Origin of the sequence: Frigoribacterium sp. CFBP 13707 (assembly GCF_014842245.1) — a bacterium.
GTDB classification, from domain to species: domain Bacteria; phylum Actinomycetota; class Actinomycetes; order Actinomycetales; family Microbacteriaceae; genus Frigoribacterium; species Frigoribacterium endophyticum.
The window spans coordinates 281,337-301,700 of record NZ_JACYVL010000003.1 but is presented as its reverse complement, the minus strand read 5'-3'; the positions used below and the strand labels follow the sequence as shown (position 1 = coordinate 301,700).

Below are 20,364 nucleotides of genomic sequence, written 5' to 3'. Positions count from 1 at the left end.
ACGATCGAAGGTCACCTCCCCATGAGCGACGCGTCAGAACAGCAAGAGGTCCTCATCGTCTCCGGCATGTCCGGGGCCGGTCGCTCGACCGTCGGCAACGCCCTGGAGGACCTGGGCTGGTACGTCGTCGACAACCTGCCCGCCCAGATGCTCCGACCGCTGCTCGACCTCGCCGAGCGTGCGGGGGACTCCCTCCCGAAGATCGCCGCCGTCGTCGACGTCCGGGGCGGGCGCCTCTTCTCCGAGGCCCAGGAGGCGGTGCGCACGCTCCGCGAGAGCATGCCCAGCAAGGTGCGGGTCCTCTTCCTCGACGCGACCGACGCCGTGCTCGTGCGTCGGTTCGAGCAGGTCCGCCGGCCGCACCCGCTCCAGGGCGACGGCACGCTGCTGGACGGGATCCTCGCCGAGCGGGCCCGGATGGAGGAGCTGCGGGAGACGAGCGACGTGATCATCGACACGTCCGAGCTCAACATCCACCAGCTCGCGACGGCCGTGACGGAGCGTTTCGCCGAGTCCGAGCGGCCCGGCGTGCAGGTGACCGTCCTCAGCTTCGGCTTCAAGTACGGCCTGCCCGCGGACGCCGACAGCGTGGGCGACGCGCGGTTCCTCCCCAACCCGTTCTGGGTGCCCGAGCTCCGCTCGCAGAACGGTCTCGACGAGCCGGTCACGAGCTACGTGATGGCGCAGGACGGCGCCCGCGAGTTCGTCGACTCCTTCGCGGCGGCCCTCCGCCCGGTGCTCGCCGGCTATCAGCGCGAGAACAAGAGACACGCTACGATCGCCATTGGCTGCACGGGCGGCAAGCACCGATCGGTCACCCTCGTGGGCGAACTGGCCGCGATCCTGCGTGACCTCCCCGGCGTCGCCGTCAGCGTGAAGCACCGCGACCTCGGTCGTGAGTGAGCCGGGGTCCGCACCGACGGGCACCGGCCGTCCGTCCGACCTGACGGCGTCGCCACCAGCCCGACACCCCTCGACGACCGAGCCCCGGAGGCACGCCCCCGTGGCCTCGTCGACCATCGACAGAGACAAGGACCCGCACCTGTGGCACAGACCGCCGACGTCAAAGAAGAGCTCGCCAAGGTCGAGGTGACCCGCACGACCGTGCGCGCCGCCGAGGTGGCGACGATACTGCGGTTCGCCGGCGGGCTGCACGTCATCTCGGGGCGCATCGCGGTGGAGGCCGAGCTCGACAGCCCCGCCATCGCCCGTCGGGTCCGGAAGGACCTCGCCGAGCTCTACGGCGCCCGGAGCGACGTCTCGATGATCGGGGCCTCCGGTGCCCGGCGCACGGCGCACTACCTCGTGCGGGTCCACGAGGCGGGCGAGACGCTCGCCCGGCAGACCGGCCTGATGGACCAGCGTCGTCGTCCCGTCCGCGGGCTGCCGAACCGGCTGACGACGGGGTCGCGCGACGACCTGGCCGCGATCTGGCGCGGAGCCTTCCTCGCTCAGGGGTCGTTGACCGACCCCGGGCGCTCCGCCTCGCTCGAGGTGGTCTGCCCCGGCAACGAGGCCGCGATGGCCCTCGTCGGCGCGGCGGGTCGGCTCGGCGTGCCCGCGAAGGCCCGCGAGGTCCGGGGCGTGCACCGCGTCCTCGTCCGTGACGGCGAGGCGATCAGCGCCATGCTCGCCGTCATGGGAGCCCACAAGAGCGTGGGGGAGTGGGAGGAGATGCGCCAGCGCCGCGAGGTGCGTGCCACCGCCAACCGCCTGGTCAACTTCGACGACGCCAACCTGCGGCGCTCCGCCGAGGCCGCCGTGGCCGCCTGCGCCCGCGTCGAGCGCGCCATGCAGCTCCTCGGTGACGACATCCCCGAGCACCTCGCCTACGCGGGCCGCCTGCGCCTCGCCCACCGCGACGCCAGCCTCGACGAGCTCGGCCACCACGCCGACCCGCCGATGACGAAGGACGCCGTCGCCGGCCGCATCCGTCGCCTCCTGGCCATGGCCGACAAGAAGGCCTCCGACCTCGGGGTCGCCGGCACGGAGGCCAGCCTGCCCTCCGACCTCGACCTCCGCTAGGGGCACGGCCGGGGCACGTCTCATCACGACGCACACGCACCCCCGGCTGGTACTGTGACAAACGGTCCGGCTCCCCGACCGCACTGGTCTGAGAGCCCTCCGAGGGCCTGGTCGCCCGCCCCCTCCACGCGTCCCCGTGACGCCTGATCAACAGGAGTTCCCTTGACCGTCAAGATCGGCATCAACGGCTTCGGTCGCATCGGCCGCAACTACTTCCGCGCAGCGCTCGCCAAGGGCGCCGACATCGAGATCGTCGCCGTCAACGACCTCACCGACAACGCGGCCCTCGCGCACCTCCTCAAGTTCGACTCGATCACGGGCCGCCTCGACGCCACGGTCGAGCTCGACGGCGACTCGATCGTCGTCGACGGCAAGCCGATCAAGGTCCTCGCCGAGCGCGACCCCGCGAACCTCCCCTGGGGCGAGCTGGGCGTCGACATCGTCATCGAGTCGACCGGTTTCTTCACCAAGGCAGAGGACGCGCGCAAGCACATCACCGCCGGTGCCAAGAAGGTCCTGATCTCCGCGCCCGCCACGGGCGACGACGCGACCATCGTGCTGGGCGTCAACGAGGGCATCTACGACCCCGCCTCGCACCACATCATCTCGAACGCCTCCTGCACCACGAACAGCCTGGCGCCCCTGATGAAGGTGTTCCTCGACAACTTCGGCGTCGAGCGCGGCCTGATGACGACTGTGCACGCGTACACCGCCGACCAGAACCTCCAGGACGGCCCCCACAAGGACCCGCGTCGCGCCCGCGCCGCGGCCGTCAACATCGTCCCCACCTCGACGGGTGCGGCCAAGGCCATCGGCCTGGTCATCCCCGAGCTCGCCGGCAAGCTCGACGGCTACGCGCTGCGGGTCCCGGTGCCGACCGGCTCGATCACCGACGTCACCCTCGAGACCTCGACCCCCGTCACGGTCGAGCAGATCAACGCCGCCTACAAGGCCGCTGCCGAGGGCGAGCTGAAGGGCATCCTGGCCTACTCGGAGGACCCGCTGGTCTCCAGCGACATCACCACCGACCCGCACTCGTCGATCTACGACTCGGGCCTGACGAAGGTCATCGGCAACATGGTGAAGATCACGTCGTGGTACGACAACGAGTGGGGCTACTCGAACCGCCTCGTCGACCTCACCGAGTACGTGGCCGACCGCCTCTAGCCGGTCAGCGAACACCCCCCAGCACGAACCCCCCGGAGGCGGTCAGGCACGAGCCTGACCGCCTCCGTCGCAGAGAAGAGAACGAGAATGACCCTCCGTACCCTCGATCAGCTCGGAGACCTGGGCGGGAGGCGCGTCATCGTCCGGTGCGACCTCAACGTCCCCCTCGCGGACGGCGAGATCACCGACGACGGCCGCGTCCGCGCGTCGCTGCAGACCCTGAACCAGCTCCTCGACCAGGGAGCACGAGTCGTCGTCATCTCCCACCTGGGCCGACCCGACGGTCAGCCGGTCGAGAAGTACAGCCTCCGGCCCGTGGCCCAGCGGCTCAGCGAGCTGCTCGGCAAGAGCGTCGGCTTCGTCGCCCAGACGGTCGGCGACGACGCCACCGCCGCGGTCGACCAGCTCGAGGACGGTCAGGTGACCGTCCTTGAGAACCTCCGCTTCAGCGCCGCCGAGACGTCGAAGGACGCGGGGGAGCGCCGCGCGTTCGCGGAGCAGCTCGCACAGCTGGGCGACGTCTTCGTCTCCGACGGCTTCGGCGTCGTGCACCGCGAGCAGGCCAGCGTCTATGAGCTCCCGCAGCTGCTGCCGAGCGCCGCGGGCACGCTCATCTCCGCCGAGCTCGAGGTCCTGGAGCGCCTGACCGAGAAGCCCGAACGCCCCTACGCCGTCGTCCTCGGAGGCTCGAAGGTCAGCGACAAGCTCGGCGTGATCGAGCACCTCCTGCCGCGCGTCGACTCGCTCCTCATCGGTGGCGGCATGCTCTTCACCTTCCTGGCCGCCCAGGGGCACCCGGTCGGCAAGAGCCTCCTGGAGGCCGACCAGCTCGACCGCGTCCGCGGCTACGTCGCCGAGGCGCAGGAGCGCGGGGTCCGCCTCGTGCTGCCCACCGACGTCGTCGTCGCCTCGGCCTTCGCCGCCGACGCCGAGCACACCACGGTCGCCGTGGACGGCATCGAGTCGTCCGAGCTCGGCCCGGAGGCCCTCGGGCTCGACATCGGGCCCGACACCGCGGCGGCCTTCGCGGAGATCATCTCCTCGTCGTCGACGGTCTTCTGGAACGGCCCCATGGGCGTCTTCGAGTTCGACGCCTTCGCCACGGGCACCCGCGTCGTCGCGCAGGCGCTGACGGAGGTGGACGGGCTGGCCGTCGTCGGCGGAGGCGACTCCGCCTCCGCGGTGCGCTCCCTCGGCTTCACGGACGACCAGTTCGGACACATCTCCACCGGTGGTGGAGCCAGCCTCGAGTTCCTCGAGGGCAAGACGCTCCCCGGACTGGAGGTCCTCGGATGGTGACCACGCGCACGCCCCTGATCGCCGGCAACTGGAAGATGAACCTCGATCACCTGCAGGCGATCGCCTTCGTCCAGAAGCTCGCCTGGAGCCTCAAGGACGCCAAGCACGACTTCTCCTCGGTCGAGGCGGTCGTCTTCCCGCCCGCGACCGACCTCCGCAGCGTGCAGACGCTGCTCGACGCCGACAAGCTCGAGCTGGGCCTCGGCGCCCAGGACCTCTCGAGCCACGACTCCGGCGCCTACACCGGCGAGATCTCCGGGGCGTTCCTGCGGGCCCTCGACGTGCAGTACGTGCTCGTGGGGCACTCGGAGCGTCGCACCCTCCACGCCGAGGGCGACGACGTCGTCGCGAGCAAGGTCGCGGCGGCCCACCGCCACGGCCTCGTGCCGATGATCTGCGTCGGCGAGACCGCGGCCGACCTGGAGGAGCACGGTCCGAGCGCGGTCCCCGTGGCCCAGCTCCGCGCCTCCCTGGCGGAGGTCCCCGCCGACGCCGAGATCGTCGTCGCCTACGAGCCGGTCTGGGCCATCGGCTCCGGTCAGGCTGCGACGCCCGAGCAGGCGCAGCAGGTCTGCGCCGCCCTGCGCCAGGCGCTCGTCGAGATCGCCGGCCCCGACCGGGCCGCCTCGACGCGCGTCCTCTACGGCGGCTCCGTGAAGTCGACCAACATCGCGTCGTTCCTGCGGGAGCCCGACGTCGACGGCGCCCTGGTCGGCGGAGCCAGCCTCGACGTCTCGGAGTTCACGAGCATCGTCCGCTTCCGCTCGCACGTCGGCGTCTGACGGGACGTCGGGTTCGGCAGCCCGCCCGCGCGGGCGAGCCGCCGGACCCGACGCTCCGGTTATACTCGTCTACGGTCTCACCGCATCGAAAGGCGTTCCGTGGAAATTCTCCAGGTCATCCTGCAGGTGTTGCTCGGCATCACGAGCCTCCTGCTGACCCTGCTCATCCTGCTGCACCGCGGTCGCGGCGGCGGTCTCTCCGACATGTTCGGCGGCGGTGTCACGAGCAACCTCGGGGCGTCCGGCGTCGCCGAGCGCAACCTGAACAGGATCACCGTGTTCCTCGGCCTGGTGTGGATCACCTGCATCGTCGTCCTCGGCCTCATCACCAAGTTCTCGGCGGTGAGCTGATGGCCTCCGGCGGCAGCGCGATCCGTGGCTCCCGCGTCGGTGCGGGCCCCATGGGCGAACAGGACCGCGGCTTCCACGCCGAGCGAGTCACCATCTCCTACTGGGACGCCCTCGGCAACGAGGTCGTCCGTCACTTCGCGGCCAACGTTCCCGACGACGAGATCCCCGAGACCGTCGACTCGCCGTCCACGGGCCTCCCCGCCGGTCGCGACAAGGAGAACCCGCCGACCGTCGCCAAGCTCGAGCCCTACAAGACGCACCTCGCCTACGTGAAGGAGCGTCGCACCGAGGAGGAAGCCGCTCAGCTCCTCGAGGAGGCGCTGCAGCAGCTGCGCGTCCGCCGCGGCAAGGCCTGACCCACCAGCGACACCACGACGAAGCCCCCTGTCCGGTCGGACAGGGGGCTTCGTCGTGGTCCGCGCCTCCCCGGCGGCGGGCGCCACGCCCCGACGAGGAGCGGACGCGACGACGCCCCGCCCCCCGCGAGGAGGGACGGGGCGTCGGCCGTGTTCCGTGTCAGTACGTGGAGGCGATGAGGTTCTCGGGCACCTCGGCGGCGGCGTCGCGGTCGACGAAGAAGACCGTGCGCTTCCGGCCCTTGACCCCGGCGACGGGCACCTGGTCTGCGCCGGCGCCGGCGAGGGCGAGCCCCAGCGACGAGGCCTTCTCGGCCCCGGCGAGGATCATCCAGACGCGCTGCGACTCGTTGATGACCGGCAGGCTCAGCGTGAGCCGCACGGGCGGGGGCTTGGGGGAGTCCTCGACGACCAGGACCGTGGGCTCCGTCATCCGCACCTGCGGTGCGTCGGGGAAGAGCGACGCGACGTGGCCGTCGGGGCCGACGCCGAGCAGGGTGATGTCGAAGCGCGGAGCGAGGTCGTCAGCCTGAGCGTGCTCGTGCAGCTCTCGGCGGTACAGCTCCGCGGCGGCCTCGACGTCGGCTGCGTCGCCGACGGCGGCGAACCGGTGCACGTTCTCGGGCAGCAGCCCGATGTGGTCGAGCAGGTCGATGCCGGCCTGGTGGTCGTTGCGGTCGGGGTGCCCCGCCTCGACCCACCGCTCGTCGGCCCACCAGATCGAGACCTTCGACCAGTCGACGCTGTCGCGGGCCGGCGAGGCGTTGATGGCGGCGAGCACGAGGGTGCTCACCGAACCTCCGCTGACCACGACCGAGGCGTAGTTCTGCTCTTCGATCACGTCGATGATCTTGGTGATGAACCGCGCGGCCACCGAGGCGCCCAGCGATTCCTTGTCAGGGTGAACCAGCACCCGGCGTTCGTTCGTCACAGTGTCAGTCTGCCCTAGTTGCTCTCGACGGGGACGTCCAGCAGACGGACCCCGTTCCTCACGACGTTCCCGAAGAGGTCGTCGGCGTCGAGTCTACGGAGTTCCTCGGCGAGGCAGTCACGGAGCGACCGGCGTGGCAGCGAGAGGTCGTGCGTCGGCTGGCCGGGCTGTGTCAGCGTCGCCACGTCGACGACGGAGCGCTCCAGCTCGATGACGCCGGAGTCGCGGACGAGACGCACGCCGTGGATGCCGCTCGAGCCGGTGGCGCCGATCGTCTCGTCGCCCTCGACGGTCACCTGGAGCTGCAGGCGCAGCCACGCCGCGAGCAGCACGGTCGAGGGGGAGTCGGGCGCGCCGCTCACCTGGACTCCGATGACGGGCTCGTAGGGCGGCTGGTCCAGCACGGCGGCGAGCTGAGCGCGCCACAGCGTGAGCCGCGTCCAGGCGAAGTCCGTGTCGCCGGGGGCGTAGGAGCCGCCGAGGTCGATGATCGACCGTCGAGGGTCGGGCTGGCTGGCCGCGTCGGTGATGCGCCGCTGCGCGATGCGCCCCAGCGCCGACTCCGACACGACGTCCGGGTGCTCACGGGGCCACCACACCACGACGGGCGCGTCGGGCAGGAGGAGGCCCGTCACGAGGCCCTCCTCGTCGCTCGCGGTGTCGCCGTAGGCGCGCAGGAGGATGACCTCGCTGGCCCCGGCGTCGCCGCCCACGCGGATCTGCGCGTCGAGGCGCGCGTCGTCGGTGGTCTCCTCGCGGGACGTGGAGATGACGATGACGCGCATCGGGTGCTCGCGGGAGGCCTCGTTGGCCGCCTCGATGGCCTCTTCCTCCTCGCCGAGGTGGGTCGAGATGATGAGGGTCAGCACACGGCCGAGAGCGACCGCACCGCCCTCCTCGCGGATCTTGACCAGCTTCTTCTGGACGCGGCTGATGGTGCTGTCGGGCAGGTCGACGATCACGGACGCCTCCAGGTTCGGCCGTCACGGGCCATCAGGTCATCGGCGGACTGGGGGCCCCAGGTGCCGGGGCGGTACTGCTCGGGCTGGCCCTGGGTCGCCCAGAACTCCTCGATCGGGTCGAGGATGCGCCAGGAGAGCTCGACCTCCTCGTGACGGGGGAAGAGCGGGGGATCGCCGAGCAGCACGTCGAGGATGAGTCGCTCGTACGCTTCGGGGCTCGCCTCGGTGAACGCGTGGCCGTAGCCGAAGTCCATCGTGACGTCGCGTACCTGGGTCCCGATGCCGGGCACCTTCGAGCCGAAGCGGAGGGTCACTCCCTCGTCGGGCTGGACGCGGATGACGAGGGCGTTCTGGCCGAGCGAGGTCTGCGTCCCGAAGATGTTCTCGGGGACCTGCTTGAAGACGACGGCGATCTCGGTGACGCGACGGCCGAGGCGCTTCCCGGCCCGGAGGTAGAACGGCACGCCCGCCCACCGCCGGGTCGCGATCTCGAGCTTGACCGCCGCGAAGGTCTCGGTGACGCTCTCGGGGTTCATGCCCTCCTCGTCGAGGAAGCCGAGGACCTTCTCACCGCCCTGCCATCCGCCGGAGTACTGGCCCCGCGCTGTGCCGGCCGCGATGTCCTCCGGGATGCGGACGGCCGAGAGGACCTTCTCCTTCTCGGCACGGAGGTGCGAGGCCTCGAACGTGACGGGCTCCTCCATCGCGGTGAGCGCGAGGAGCTGCAGGAGGTGGTTCTGGATGACGTCGCGCGCGGCGCCGATGCCGTCGTAGTAGCCGGCCCGACCGCCGACGCCGATGTCCTCGGCCATGGTGATCTGCACGTGGTCGACGTAGTTCGAGTTCCAGAGGGGCTCGTACATCTGGTTGGCGAAGCGCAGGGTCAGGAGGTTCTGCACCGTCTCCTTGCCCAGGTAGTGGTCGATCCTGAAGACCGAGTCGGGGTCGAAGACGCTCTCGACGACGGCGTTCAGCTCGCGGGCGGTCCTGAGGTCGCTGCCGAAGGGCTTCTCGATGACGACACGGCGCCAGGCACCGTCCTTCTCCTCCGCCAGGCCGGAGTTGCGCAGCTGCTCCGTGACCATCGGGAAGGCCTTGGGCGGGATCGACAGGTAGAACGCGTGGTTGCCCATCGTGCCCCGCTCACGGTCGAGCTCCTCGATGGTGTCCTTGAGCCGCGTGAAGGCCTCGGCGTCGTCGAAGACGCCCTGGACGAAGCGGAACCCCTCCTTGAGCTGACGCCAGACGTCCTCGTCGAAGGGGGTGCGCGCGTACTGCTTCACAGCCTCGTAGACGACCTGCTCGAAGTCCTGGCCCTCCCATTCGCGACGGGCGAAGCCGACCAGCGCGAAGCCCGGGGGCAGGAGGCCCCGGTTGGCGAGGTCGTAGACGGCGGGCATCAGCTTCTTGCGGGAGAGGTCTCCCGTGACCCCGAAGATGATGAGTCCGCTGGGGCCCGCGATGCGAGCCAGACGGCGGTCGGAGGGCAACCTCAGCGGGTTGGACTCCGGCGTGATCTCCACCGGTGACATCTGTCTCTCGTTCCTTGGTGATCGTGGTGTGCGTGCCGCTGACGGTGGGCGGGCGCCGCGGCGCCCGCCCACCGTCAGCGGAGGGCGCCCCGCAGCGCGGGGAGCAGGGCCGACGGGTCGTCGACCGTGAGGGTGAGCACCGGCCGTCCGTGGGCGGCCAGCACCTCCGCGTCCCCCGCCGCCTGCGCGTGGAGGAGCTCGCCGAAGGTGAAGGGCGCGCCGGGCACGGCGAGGTCGTCGTCGGTGCCCTGGACGATCTGGAGGAACACCCCCGTCGCCGGACCGCCCTTGTGGTACTGGCCCGTCGAGTGGAGGAAGCGGGGCCCCCAGCCGAAGGTCGTCGGCCGCTCGGCGCGCTCGGCGGTCCACTCGCGGAGCGCGAGCAGGTCAGCGTGCGCGTGGCGGTCGACGTAGGCCTGGATCGCGACGTAGCCGTCCGCCGGCAGCTCCGCGAGCAGGGCGGCGACGGCGGACTCGAGCGAGCCACCGACGACGAGCCCCGACGAGGCACGCACGGCGACGCCGCCCGAGACGAACGCGGGGGGCACGGTCTCGGGCCGAGCGGTGAGCAGCTCCCGGGTGGCCTCCTTCGCCGACTCGACGTCGGGCTGGTCGAAGGGGTCGATGCCCAGGAGACGACCCGCGACGGCGACGGCGTACTGCCAGAGCAGGAAGTGGCCGCCCAGCGACGCGGAGACCTCGACCTCGCCCTCGGCCACGTCGAAGGTCTCCAGCTCGTCCGCCACGAGGCGGATGATCTGGACGTCGGCGAGATCGCCCCGGACCTCGCGACCACCAGGGCCGACGACGACGGGGAGGAGGCCGCGCCCGCGCTTGCCCGTCGACTCGGCGAGGAGCTGCTCGGCCCAGTCGGCGAGCCCGACGATGTGCGTCCCGTCGGCGACAAGCGCGATCTTGTCGCGGAGGGGAGAGGTGCCGGCGAGCACCGCGCCGAGCACGAGGCCCGGGTTGGTCTCGTCGTCCTGCGCCAGCTCGACCGAGACCGCACCGGCCTCGGACAGCAGCGACCGGACGTCGGCGCCGGCGAGACCGGCCGGGACGAGGCCGAAGGCCGTGAGGGCGGAGAAGCGACCGCCCACCGTGGGGTCGGCCAGGAACACGCGGTGCCCGGCCTCGCGAGCCCGGGCCTCCAGGGGAGACCCCGGGTCGGTGACGACGACGATGCGCTCGGCAGCGTCGAGGCCTGCCGCGTCGAACGCGGCGGTCCAGGCACGGAGGTGCGCGTCGGTCTCCACCGTCGAGCCGGACTTCGACGACACCACGAGGACGGTGCGGTCGAGACGATCGCCCAGGGCCCGTCGTACCTGCCCCGGTTCCGTGGCGTCGACCACCGTGAGCTCGACGCCCGCGGTCCGGGCGATCACCTCGGGAGCGAGGGAGGAGCCACCCATGCCCGAGAGGACGACATGGTCGAGACCACGAGTGCGGAGCTCCTCACGGAGCGACTCGATCTCGGCCAGGAGCGGCGTCGAGACGGCGACGGCCTCGGTCCAGCCGAGGCGCCGCGCCGCCTCGGGCTCCGCCTCGGGCCCCCACAGGGTGGGGACCTGAGCCGTGATGCCCGAGGCGACGAGGTCGCCGACCAGCTGCGGGACGACCCGCTCGACCGCGGCCGCGGCGTCGCCGCGGACAGCGATCGAGATGGTCACTCGGCGGAGCCGGCCGTCGGGACGGCTGCCTCGAGGGCAGCGCTGACGGTGTCGAGCAGCTCGTTCCAGGAGACGATGAACTTCTCGACGCCCTCCTTCTCGAGCAGCTCGGTGACCTCGTCGTACGAGACGCCCTGGGCCGCGATCGCGTCCATGACCTCGTTCGCCGAGGCGTACGACGACGAGATCGTGTCGCCACGGATCTCGCCGTGGTCGAACGTCGCCTCGAGCGTCTTCTCCGGCATGGTGTTGACGACGTCCTGCGCGACGAGCTCGACGACGTAGGTGGTGTCGAGGACGGCCGGGTCCTTGACGCCGGTCGACGCCCAGAGCGGACGCTGCTTGTTGGCGCCGGCGGCGAGCAGGCCCGCGGCACGCTCGGTCGCGAAGGCCTGGGTGTACACCTCGTAGGCCAGCTGGGCGTTCGCGACGCCCGCCTTGCCCTTGAGGGCCGTGGCCTCGTCGGTGCCGACGGCGTCGAGGCGCTTGTCGATCTCGGTGTCGACACGCGACACGAAGAAGGACGCCACCGAGTGGATCTCGCTGATGTCGATGCCGGCGGCCTTGGCCTGCTCGAGACCGGTGAGGTAGGCGTTGATGACGGCGCGGTAGCGCTCGAGGCTGAAGATCAGCGTGACGTTGACGCTGATGCCCTGCGCGATGACGGCGGTGATGGCCTCGAGGCCCTCGACGGTCGCCGGGATCTTGATGAGCGCGTTGGGGCGACCGACCTTGGCGGCGAGCTTGATCGCCTGGTCGACGGTGCCCTTCGCGTCGTGGGCCAGGCCCGGCTCGACCTCGATCGACACGCGGCCGTCGAAGCCGTTCGTCGTGTCGTAGATCTCGCGGAAGATGTCGCTCGCGCGGGTGACGTCGTCCGTCGTGATCTCGAAGACGGCGTCGGTCACGCTGACGCCGGTCTTGGCGAGGAGGGCGACCTGGTCGTCGTAGGCCTCGCCCTTGGCGAGGGCCGAGGCGAAGATCGTCGGGTTGGTCGTGACGCCCACGACGTTGCGCTCGGCGATGAGCTTCTGCAGCCCGCCCGAGTTGATGCGCTCACGCGAGAGGTCGTCGAGCCAGATGCTGACGCCGGCGGCGGAGAGCTGTGCGGTGTTCGAATCGGTCATGTCGTTCTTCTCTTTTCTGCCGGCGCTCAGAGAGCGGCCAGCGAGTCCTTGGCGGCGGCGACGGCGGCTTCGGTGGTGATGCCGAACTCGCGGTAGAGCGTCTTGTAGTCGGCCGAGGCACCGAAGTGCTCGATCGACACGCTGCGACCGGCGTCGCCGACGATGCCGCGCCACGGCATGGCCACACCGGCCTCGATCGAGACGCGGGCCTTGACGGCCGCGGGGAGCACGGCCTCCTTGTACGCGGCGTCCTGCTCGTCGAACCACTCGAGGCTCGGAGCCGAGACGACGCGGGCGTTCACGCCCTCGCCACGGAGGACCTCACGGGCCTCGACGGCGATCTGGACCTCGGAGCCGGTCGCGATGAGGATCACGTCGGGCGTGCCGCCCGGGGCCTCGGCGAGCACGTAGGCGCCCTTGGCGACGTTGGCGGCGGAGGCGAAGGTCTCGCCCTCCGCGTCGCCGGTGCCGCGCTCGAAGACCGGCAGGTTCTGACGGCTCAGCGCCAGGCCGGCGGGGCCGCTGTGGCGGTCGAGGATGGTCTTCCAGGCCCACGCGGTCTCGTTGGCGTCGGCGGGGCGGACCACGTCGAAGTCGGGGATCGCGCGGAGGGCGGCGAGCTGCTCGATCGGCTGGTGGGTCGGGCCGTCCTCGCCGAGGGCCACGGAGTCGTGGGTCCAGACGTAGGTGACGGGCGACTTCATCAGCGCGGCGAGACGCACGGCGGGGCGCATGTAGTCGCTGAAGATGAGGAAGGTGCCGCCGAACACGCGCGTGTTGCCGTGCAGGGCGATGCCGTTCATGATCGAGCCCATGGCGTGCTCGCGGATGCCGAAGTGCAGGACGCGGCCGTAGGGGTTGCCCTGCCACTCGTGGGTGGACCACTCGGTGGGGACGAACGAGCCGCCGCCCGCGATGGTCGTCAGGTTCGACTCGGCGAGGTCGGCCGAGCCGCCCCAGAACTCGGGGACGACGCCGGCGATGGCGTTGATCACCTTGCCGGAGGCGGCACGCGTCGACACCTCCTTGTCGGCGGGGAAGACCGGGAGGGCCTCGTCGAGCCCCTCGGGCAGCTCGCCCGTGAGGACGCGGTCGAGGAGGACCTTCTTCTCGGGGTTGGCCGTGGCCCACGCGTCGAAGGAGGTGCGCCACTCGGCGTGCTGCGCCTGGCCGCGCTCGACGGCGCCGCGGGTGTGCTCGAGCACGGCGGGGTCGACGTCGAAGGTCTTCTCCGGGTCGAAGCCCAGGACCTCCTTCAGGCCCGCGAGCTCCTCGGCGCCGAGCGCCGAGCCGTGGATCTTGCCGGAGTTCTGCTTCTTGGGCGAGGGCCAGCCGATGATGGTCTTGAGGACGATCAGCGAGGGCTTGCTCGTCTCGGCCTTGGCGGCCTCGATCGCCTCGAAGAGGGCGGCGACGTCCTCGACGTACTCGCCGGTCTTCTTCCAGTCGACGACCTGGACCTGCCAGTCGTAGGCCTCGTAGCGCTTCTGGACGTCCTCCGTGAAGGCGATGTTCGTGTCGTCCTCGATGGAGATCTGGTTGCTGTCGTAGATCACGACGAGGTTGCCGAGCTGCTGGTGGCCGGCGAGCGAGGAGGCCTCGCTGGTGACGCCCTCCTGCAGGTCGCCGTCACCGGCGATGACGTAGACGAAGTGGTCGAACGGCGAGGTGCCGACGGCGGCCTCGGGGTCGAAGAGGCCGCGCTCGAAGCGGGCGGCGTACGCCATGCCCACGGCGGAGGCGAGGCCCTGGCCCAGGGGACCGGTCGTGATCTCGACGCCGTCGGTGTGGCCGTACTCGGGGTGGCCGGGGGTCTTGCTGCCCCAGGTGCGGAGCGCCTTGAGGTCGTCGAGCTCGAGGCCGTAGCCGCCCAGGTAGAACTGCACGTACTGGGTCAGCGAGCTGTGGCCCACCGAGAGCACGAAGCGGTCGCGACCGATCCACTCGCTGTCGCTCGGGTCACGACGCATGACCTTCTGGAAGAGGAGGTACGCGGCGGGCGCGAGGCTCATCGCCGTGCCGGGGTGGCCGTTGCCGACCTTCTCCACGGCGTCGGCCGCGAGCACGCGGACGGTGTCGACGGCCTTGTTGTCGATGGATTCCCATTGCAGATCTGCCACTGGAAGTTGACCCTTCTTGTTGCGAACTGCGCGGGGTCGATGCGGACCCGCGCGGACATGCGCCTGCCGAGACGTCGTCGGCTGCGGCCGCACGTTCACAACGATGTGGAGATCAGGACAGGGAGGTGTTCGTTCCGGTGTCGGGAATCCAGCGCGGAGCAGACGTGCAACTGGCAAGCACCTGCCAGTATAGGGACGTACCGAGGTCGCGTGCCCGCAGGTGACGCCCGGTGCCGTGTCAACGCGGACGTTCATCGCCTATACTCTCCTGGCACCCCGTTCGTCTCGTTAGAGGACTCATGACCGCAGCCATCGACACCCGCCCCGACACCGCACCCCGGGGCTTCCGTCGCAAGGCTCGAGCGTACGTGGCCCTCACCAAGCCCCGCGTGATGGAGCTCCTGCTCGTCACGACGGCCCCGACGATGTTCCTGGCCCAGGGCGGCGTCCCGAATCTCTGGCTCGTGCTCGCCACCCTCGTCGGCGGGGCGCTCAGCGCCGGCTCGGCCTCCGCGTTCAACTGCTACATCGACCGCGACATCGACCGCATCATGAAGCGGACCCAGGGCCGCCCCCTCGTCACCGGCGAGGTGACCGACCGCGAGGCGCTCGTCTTCTCGTACGTGGTGGGCGTCGCCTCCATCGTCTGGCTGGCCCTCACCGTCAACCTGCTGTCGGCGGCCCTCTCGCTCGGCGCGATCCTCTTCTACGTCGTCGTCTACACCCTCTGGCTCAAGCGCCGCACCCCGCAGAACATCGTCTGGGGCGGCATCGCCGGCTGCATGCCCGTCCTGATCGGCTGGGCGGCCGTGACGAACGACCTGAGCTGGCCCCCCGTCATCCTCTTCATGGTGATCTTCCTCTGGACACCGCCGCACTACTGGCCGCTGTCGATGAAGTACCGCGACGACTACGCCGCCGCCGACGTCCCGATGCTCGCCGTCGTGCGGGGTCGCTCGCTGGTCGGACTGCAGGTTATCCTCTACGCCTGGGCCACGGTCGCCTGCTCGCTGCTCCTCGTCCCGGTGGCCGGCATGGGCGTGCTCTACACCGTGGTCGCCGCCGCGAGCGGCGCCTGGTTCATCTGGGAGTCCCACCGTCTCTACAGCCGTGCCATCCAGCAGGTCGCCGAGGTCCGTCCCATGCGCGTCTTCCACAGCTCCATCACCTACCTGACGCTGCTCTTCCTGGCCGTGGGCGTCGACCCGCTCCTGCCCTTCTAGGCCCGTGCCCGCCCCCGGCTGGTCCACGCGTCCGGCGCGCCCCGGCGACGTCGACGCCCTGGCCGACCTGAAGCTCCACGCCCTCCGCGACGACCTCGAGCGGGCGGGCGTCTGGCGCCCGTCGTACAACCGCGCCCGGTTCGTCCGCGAGTTCGTCCCGTCCGAGACCACCGTCGTCGTCGACGCCGAGGGCCGTGTCGTCGGCTGCCTCGCCGTCCACCCCGAGGGCGGGACGACCTGGCTGCGCCACTTCTACCTCCGTGAGGAGGCGCGCGGCCGGGGCCTCGGCACCCGTCTCGTCACCGAGGCCGTCGCCGCCGTCACCACGCCCACGGTCACCCTCGACGTGCTGACGGGGAGCCGCGTCGAGTCGCTCTACCGCCGCCTGGGATTCGTCCCGGTCTCAGACGACGGGGTCGACACGATCATGCGGCTGGACCTGCGCCGCTGACGACGACGGCGCCCCGCCCCGAGACCAGGGCAGGGCGCCGAGGAGGCGGTGCGAGCGTCAGACGCGGAGCTCGGCCTCACGGACGGGCGCCTCGACCTCGTCGGGCTGCTGGTCGTTCGTCAGGGAGAGCAGCACGGCCGTCATCGCGGCGACGAGGAGCGCGGCCAGCACCATGTGGCTGCCGACGAGCACGGGCGGCAGCCCCGTGCGGGCCTGGAGCAGCCCGACGGCGATCTGCACGACCTCCACGGCGAGCAGCAGGAGCGGGAAGCGCCGGGGGAGGCCCGCGCGGAGGGTCCAGGCGACGAGCGCGACGGTGAGCAGCAGGGTCGCGTAGGCGGGCCAGCTGTGCACGTGCTCCATGACCTCGGGAGCGAGGCCGTTGCGGGGGGTCGCGGCGTCGCCGGCGTGCGGCCCGGCGCCGGTCGTGAGGATGCCGACGACGACAGTGACGGCCACGACGACGGCCGCCGCCCGCGCCAGGAGGGCGTAGCCCCGGGGAGTCGCGGCGCGGGTGCCGCGAGGACCGTGCAGCACCCGGTACACCAGCACCGTCGTCAGGGCGACCAGCACGACGGACACCACGAAGTGCGCCCCCACGATGTACGGGTTCAGGCCCGTCAGGACGGTGATGCCGCCGAGGACCGCCTGGAACGGGATGCTGAGTCCCTGGACGAGGGTGATGCGGAAGAGCTCAGGGCGCACCCTGCGGATGCGCAGCACGGCGAGGAAGGCGAGGATGACGACGAGCGTGAGCACGAAGGTCAGCAGCCGGTTGCCGAACTCGATGACGCCGTGGATGCCCATCTCGGGCGTCGATACGAAGGAGTCGTCGGTGCAGCGCGGCCACGTCGGGCAGCCCAGGCCGGACCCGGTGAGCCGCACCGCGCCTCCGGTGCCGATCAGCAGGACCTGGCAGACGAGCGACGCCCAGGCGATGAAGCGCACCCGCGAGTCGACCGTCGTGGGCAGCCACGCCCAGGCTCTCGACAGCACGCCCTGGGTGGTCTGGTCTGCCTTGCTCACAGTCTCCTGCCTTTCGTCGATTTCAGGACTCCGCCCTGTAGAATCGACGGGTTCAGGAACACAACCCGGCACGGCGTCGACGGAGACGCCGCGAGACAGCTGAGGCGGACGAGCACCACGGGGTCGAGAGGCACCGGGTGCGGGTCACAGTCTAGGCAACGCACCCTGGCACTCCGCTCGCGGAGGGCCCGCCGACCACCCGCGACGATCATCGCCCCGGGGGGCCGTCGACGGGGCGGCGATCGTCACGCGGACCGGGGTGTTCGACTCGCACCGCGAGGAACGGCCCGTCGTCGCCCGCGGCGAGCACCATGGGAATGGTGGCTCCGCGCACCGCGTTCGGTCCGTCAGAGAAAGAGGTACACATGTCAGACGTGCTGATCGACCGCCCCGAGCTGGACGGCCTGGGACAATACGAGTTCGGCTGGTCCGACTCCGACGCTGCCGGCGCCTCCGCGCGCCGCGGCGTATCGCCCGAGGTCGTCACCGACATCTCGAACCTCAAGAGCGAGCCCGAGTGGATGCTCAAGAACCGCCTCAAGGGCCTCACGCTCTTCGAGCGCAAGCCGATGCCGACCTGGGGCGCAGACCTCTCGGGCATCGACTTCGACAACATCAAGTACTTCGTCCGGTCGACCGAGAAGCAGGCCACCACCTGGGACGAGCTGCCCGACGACATCAAGAACACCTACGAGAAGCTCGGCATCCCCGAGGCCGAGCGCAACCGCCTCGTCGCCGGCGTCGCCGCCCAGTACGAGTCCGAGGTCGTCTACCACCAGATCCGCGAGGACCTGGAGCAGCAGGGCGTCATCTTCATGGACACCGACACGGCGCTGCGCGAGCACCCCGAGTTCTTCCAGGAGTACTTCGGCTCGGTGATCCCCGCGGGCGACAACAAGTTCGCGGCGCTCAACACGGCGGTCTGGTCGGGCGGCTCGTTCGTCTACGTCCCCAAGAACGTCCACGTCGAGATCCCCCTGCAGGCCTACTTCCGCATCAACACGGAGAACATGGGCCAGTTCGAGCGCACGCTGATCATCGCCGACGAGGGCAGCTACGTGCACTACATCGAGGGCTGCACCGCCCCGATCTACAAGAGCGACTCGCTGCACTCGGCCGTCGTCGAGATCATCGTGAAGAAGAACGCCCGCGTGCGCTACACGACGATCCAGAACTGGTCGAACAACGTCTACAACCTCGTCACCAAGCGCGCCATCGCGCACGAGGGCGCGACCATGGAGTGGATCGACGGCAACATCGGCTCAAAGGTCACGATGAAGTACCCGTCGATCTACCTCGCGGGCGAGCACGCCAAGGGCGAGACCCTCAGCGTCGCCTTCGCCGGCCCCGGCCAGCACCAGGACGCCGGCGCGAAGATGATCCACATGGCGCCGTACACGACGTCGTCCATCGTCTCGAAGTCCATCGCCCGCGGCGGCGGTCGTGCGGGGTACCGCGGTGAGGTCCGGGTCGACGACTCGGCGCACCACAGCGCCAACACGGTGCGCTGCGACGCGTTGCTGGTCGACACCATGTCGCGCTCCGACACGTACCCGGCCATCGACATCCGCGTCGACGACGTGCAGCTCGGGCACGAGGCCACGGTCTCGCGCGTCAGCGAGGAGCAGCTGTTCTACCTGATGTCGCGCGGCATGGCGGAGGACGAGGCCATGGCCATGATCGTCCGCGGGTTCATCGAGCCCATCGCGCGGGAGCTCCCGATGGAGTACGCCCTCGAACTCAACAAGCTCATCGAGATGAGCATGGAAGGATCCGTCGGCTAGATGTCCGCCGTAGCACCCACCACAACGAGCACGACCCCCGAGGGCGTGCAGCACGGCGCGAAGGCGCACAGCGACGGAGGCTGGGGCGTCGTCCCGGTCCAGACCCGTTCCGAGCGCTTCCGCAGCACCGACCCGGCCGCGTTCCCCGCGGTCACCGGCCGCGAGGTCGACTGGAAGCTCAGCCCGGTCGAGCGTCTGCGCCCCCTCATCGACGGCCCCCTGGACGGGTCTCCCTACGCGTACCTCGCGCGGGAGACCGCCGGGGCGACGGTCGACTGGGTCGACCGGAGCGATTCCCGCGTCGGCCGGGCCGGCCAGCCCGAGGACAAGGCCTCGGCCTCGGCCTGGGCCGCGACCGAGAAGGTGCTGCTCGTGACCCTGAGCGGCGACGAGCCCTCGACCGTGACGATCGGGCGCTCCGGTCTCGACACGGCGCCGCGTGCCGGCCACACCCTCATCCACGCGACGGCGAACTCGACGTCGCTCGTCGTGCTCCGCAACACGGGCGCCGCCCAGCTCGTCGAGAACGTCGAGATCGTCGTCGACGACGGGGCGCACCTCACCGTGGTGACGCTGCAGGAGTGGGACGACGAGGCGGTCCACCTCGCCAGCCACTTCGCGACCATCGGGCGCGACGCGCAGCTGAAGCACTTCGTGGTCTCGCTCGGCGGGTCCGTCGTGCGGGTCAACCCCTCGGCGCACCTGGCCGGGCAGGGCTCGGACGCCGAGCTCTACGGCGTCTACTTCGCGGACGCCGGTCAGCACCTCGAGCAGCAGGTCTTCGTCCACCACGACGCGCCGAACAGCCGGAGCCGCGTCAACTACAAGGGCGCGCTCCAGGGCGAGGGAGCCCGCACCGTCTGGATCGGCGACGTCCTCATCGCGCGGACGGCGCCCGGCACCGACAGCTACGAGCAGAACCGCAACCTCGTCCTCAGCGAGGGCACTCGGGCCGACTCCATCCCGAACCTCGAGATCGAGACGGGCGACATCGCCGGGGCGGGCCACGCCAGCGCCACCGGCCGCTTCGACGACGAGCACCTCTTCTACCTCCAGTCGCGGGGCATCGACGAAGCCGAGGCCCGGCGCCTCGTCGTGCTCGGCTTCCTGAGCGAGGTCGTCCAGAAGATCGGCGAGCCCGAGCTGCAGCAGCGCCTCATCGACGCCCTCGAGGTCGAGCTGACCTCCGGGCCGTCCGTCGCGGAGCCCACCGCATGAGCACGCGCGTCTGCTCCTCCGACGAGATCACGCCCGCGCAGGCGCTCCGCGTCGTCGTCGACGGCGTGGCCGTCGCCGTCGTGAAGGACAGCGCCGGGGTCATCCACGCCATCGGCGACACCTGCACGCACGGCGACATCTCGCTCTCCGAGGGCTTCGTCGAGGACGACACCCTGGAGTGCTGGGCGCACGGCTCCAAGTTCGAGCTCACCTCGGGCAAGCCGTTGACCCTCCCCGCCTACGAACCCGTCCCGGTCTTCGCCGTCTCCGTCGTCGACGGCGACGTCTTCGTCGACACCACCGCGTCGCCCGCCGGCGTCGCTCAGTAAGGAATGAACGC

19 protein-coding genes are annotated in these 20,364 nt (G+C 70.7%); 12 read left to right on the top strand and 7 right to left on the bottom strand.

The window, feature by feature from the left end; genetic code table 11:
- Window positions 1-21 precede the first annotated feature (21 nt).
- The 7 genes from rapZ (at window position 22) to IFT45_RS08375 (ending at window position 5,980) form a co-directional block, all read left to right on the top strand.
- Window positions 22-903 (top strand): RNase adapter RapZ, encoded by an 882-nt coding sequence (gene rapZ / locus IFT45_RS08405; protein WP_056054810.1) that lies wholly within the window; start codon window positions 22-24, stop codon window positions 901-903.
- A gap of 141 nt (window positions 904-1,044) precedes the next feature.
- A complete protein-coding gene (whiA, locus tag IFT45_RS08400; protein ID WP_056054813.1) occupies window positions 1,045-2,025 on the top strand; it encodes a DNA-binding protein WhiA in 981 nt (326 codons plus the stop codon).
- 162 nt (window positions 2,026-2,187) lie between these two features.
- On the top strand, window positions 2,188-3,192 hold the full coding sequence (gene gap / locus IFT45_RS08395) for a type I glyceraldehyde-3-phosphate dehydrogenase (protein WP_056054816.1): 1,005 nt from the start codon (window positions 2,188-2,190) through the stop codon (window positions 3,190-3,192).
- Between the two features lie 87 nt (window positions 3,193-3,279).
- Complete coding sequence (pgk, locus tag IFT45_RS08390; RefSeq protein WP_192127647.1) at window positions 3,280-4,491, top strand: phosphoglycerate kinase; 1,212 nt, start codon at window positions 3,280-3,282, stop codon at window positions 4,489-4,491.
- Window positions 4,485-5,273: a triose-phosphate isomerase gene (gene tpiA / locus IFT45_RS08385; RefSeq protein WP_056054820.1), complete on the top strand. Its 789-nt coding sequence runs from the start codon at window positions 4,485-4,487 to the stop codon at window positions 5,271-5,273. Before pgk ends, tpiA begins: the two co-directional genes overlap by 7 nt.
- A gap of 99 nt (window positions 5,274-5,372) precedes the next feature.
- Window positions 5,373-5,624, top strand: coding sequence for a preprotein translocase subunit SecG (gene secG / locus IFT45_RS08380; protein WP_056054823.1), 252 nt, complete (start codon window positions 5,373-5,375; stop codon window positions 5,622-5,624).
- Window positions 5,624-5,980: an RNA polymerase-binding protein RbpA gene (locus tag IFT45_RS08375; protein ID WP_056054826.1), complete on the top strand. Its 357-nt coding sequence runs from the start codon at window positions 5,624-5,626 to the stop codon at window positions 5,978-5,980. Before secG ends, IFT45_RS08375 begins: the two co-directional genes overlap by 1 nt.
- 160 nt (window positions 5,981-6,140) lie before the next feature.
- Here IFT45_RS08375 and pgl read toward each other — a convergent pair whose 3' ends face one another.
- From pgl to tkt, 6 genes are all read right to left on the bottom strand, one after another.
- Window positions 6,141-6,911: a 6-phosphogluconolactonase gene (pgl, locus tag IFT45_RS08370; RefSeq protein ID WP_056054829.1), complete on the bottom strand. Its 771-nt coding sequence runs from the start codon at window positions 6,909-6,911 to the stop codon at window positions 6,141-6,143.
- Window positions 6,912-6,925: 14 nt separating this feature from the next.
- Window positions 6,926-7,873: a glucose-6-phosphate dehydrogenase assembly protein OpcA gene (locus tag IFT45_RS08365; RefSeq protein WP_056054831.1), complete on the bottom strand. Its 948-nt coding sequence runs from the start codon at window positions 7,871-7,873 to the stop codon at window positions 6,926-6,928.
- Window positions 7,870-9,405 (bottom strand): glucose-6-phosphate dehydrogenase, encoded by a 1,536-nt coding sequence (gene zwf, locus IFT45_RS08360; RefSeq protein ID WP_056054834.1) that lies wholly within the window; start codon window positions 9,403-9,405, stop codon window positions 7,870-7,872. The genes IFT45_RS08365 and zwf overlap by 4 nt, the downstream gene beginning before the upstream one ends.
- A gap of 74 nt (window positions 9,406-9,479) precedes the next feature.
- Window positions 9,480-11,075 (bottom strand): glucose-6-phosphate isomerase, encoded by a 1,596-nt coding sequence (locus IFT45_RS08355; RefSeq protein ID WP_192127645.1) that lies wholly within the window; start codon window positions 11,073-11,075, stop codon window positions 9,480-9,482.
- Window positions 11,072-12,202 carry a transaldolase gene (tal, locus tag IFT45_RS08350; RefSeq protein ID WP_167259197.1) on the bottom strand — a complete coding sequence of 377 codons (1,131 nt, stop codon included), beginning with the start codon at window positions 12,200-12,202 and terminating at the stop codon, window positions 11,072-11,074. The genes IFT45_RS08355 and tal overlap by 4 nt, the downstream gene beginning before the upstream one ends.
- 26 nt (window positions 12,203-12,228) lie before the next feature.
- Window positions 12,229-14,322 (bottom strand): transketolase, encoded by a 2,094-nt coding sequence (tkt, locus tag IFT45_RS08345; protein WP_056054840.1) that lies wholly within the window; start codon window positions 14,320-14,322, stop codon window positions 12,229-12,231.
- A gap of 299 nt (window positions 14,323-14,621) precedes the next feature.
- Here tkt and IFT45_RS08340 point away from each other — a divergent pair, with 299 nt between their 5' ends.
- Window positions 14,622-15,545, top strand: a complete 924-nt coding sequence (locus IFT45_RS08340; protein WP_056054843.1) for a heme o synthase — start codon at window positions 14,622-14,624, stop codon at window positions 15,543-15,545.
- Between the two features lie 4 nt (window positions 15,546-15,549).
- Window positions 15,550-15,996 carry a GNAT family N-acetyltransferase gene (locus tag IFT45_RS08335; RefSeq protein ID WP_192045704.1) on the top strand — a complete coding sequence of 149 codons (447 nt, stop codon included), beginning with the start codon at window positions 15,550-15,552 and terminating at the stop codon, window positions 15,994-15,996.
- A 57-nt stretch (window positions 15,997-16,053) separates the two neighbouring features.
- Here the strand turns inward: IFT45_RS08335 and IFT45_RS08330 are convergent, their stop codons facing one another.
- A complete protein-coding gene (locus tag IFT45_RS08330) occupies window positions 16,054-17,022 on the bottom strand; it encodes a heme A synthase (protein WP_371810920.1) in 969 nt (322 codons plus the stop codon).
- A 365-nt stretch (window positions 17,023-17,387) separates the two neighbouring features.
- On the opposite strand from IFT45_RS08330, the gene sufB reads away from it, so the two are divergent.
- Genes sufB through IFT45_RS08315 form a run of 3 tightly spaced genes read left to right on the top strand, consistent with a single transcriptional unit; the run spans window position 17,388 to window position 20,353 of the window.
- Window positions 17,388-18,806, top strand: coding sequence for a Fe-S cluster assembly protein SufB (sufB, locus tag IFT45_RS08325; RefSeq protein WP_056054850.1), 1,419 nt, complete (start codon window positions 17,388-17,390; stop codon window positions 18,804-18,806).
- Window positions 18,807-20,024 carry a Fe-S cluster assembly protein SufD gene (sufD, locus tag IFT45_RS08320; RefSeq protein WP_192127643.1) on the top strand — a complete coding sequence of 406 codons (1,218 nt, stop codon included), beginning with the start codon at window positions 18,807-18,809 and terminating at the stop codon, window positions 20,022-20,024.
- A complete protein-coding gene (locus IFT45_RS08315; protein WP_056054855.1) occupies window positions 20,021-20,353 on the top strand; it encodes a non-heme iron oxygenase ferredoxin subunit in 333 nt (110 codons plus the stop codon). Before sufD ends, IFT45_RS08315 begins: the two co-directional genes overlap by 4 nt.
- Window positions 20,354-20,364 lie beyond the last annotated feature (11 nt).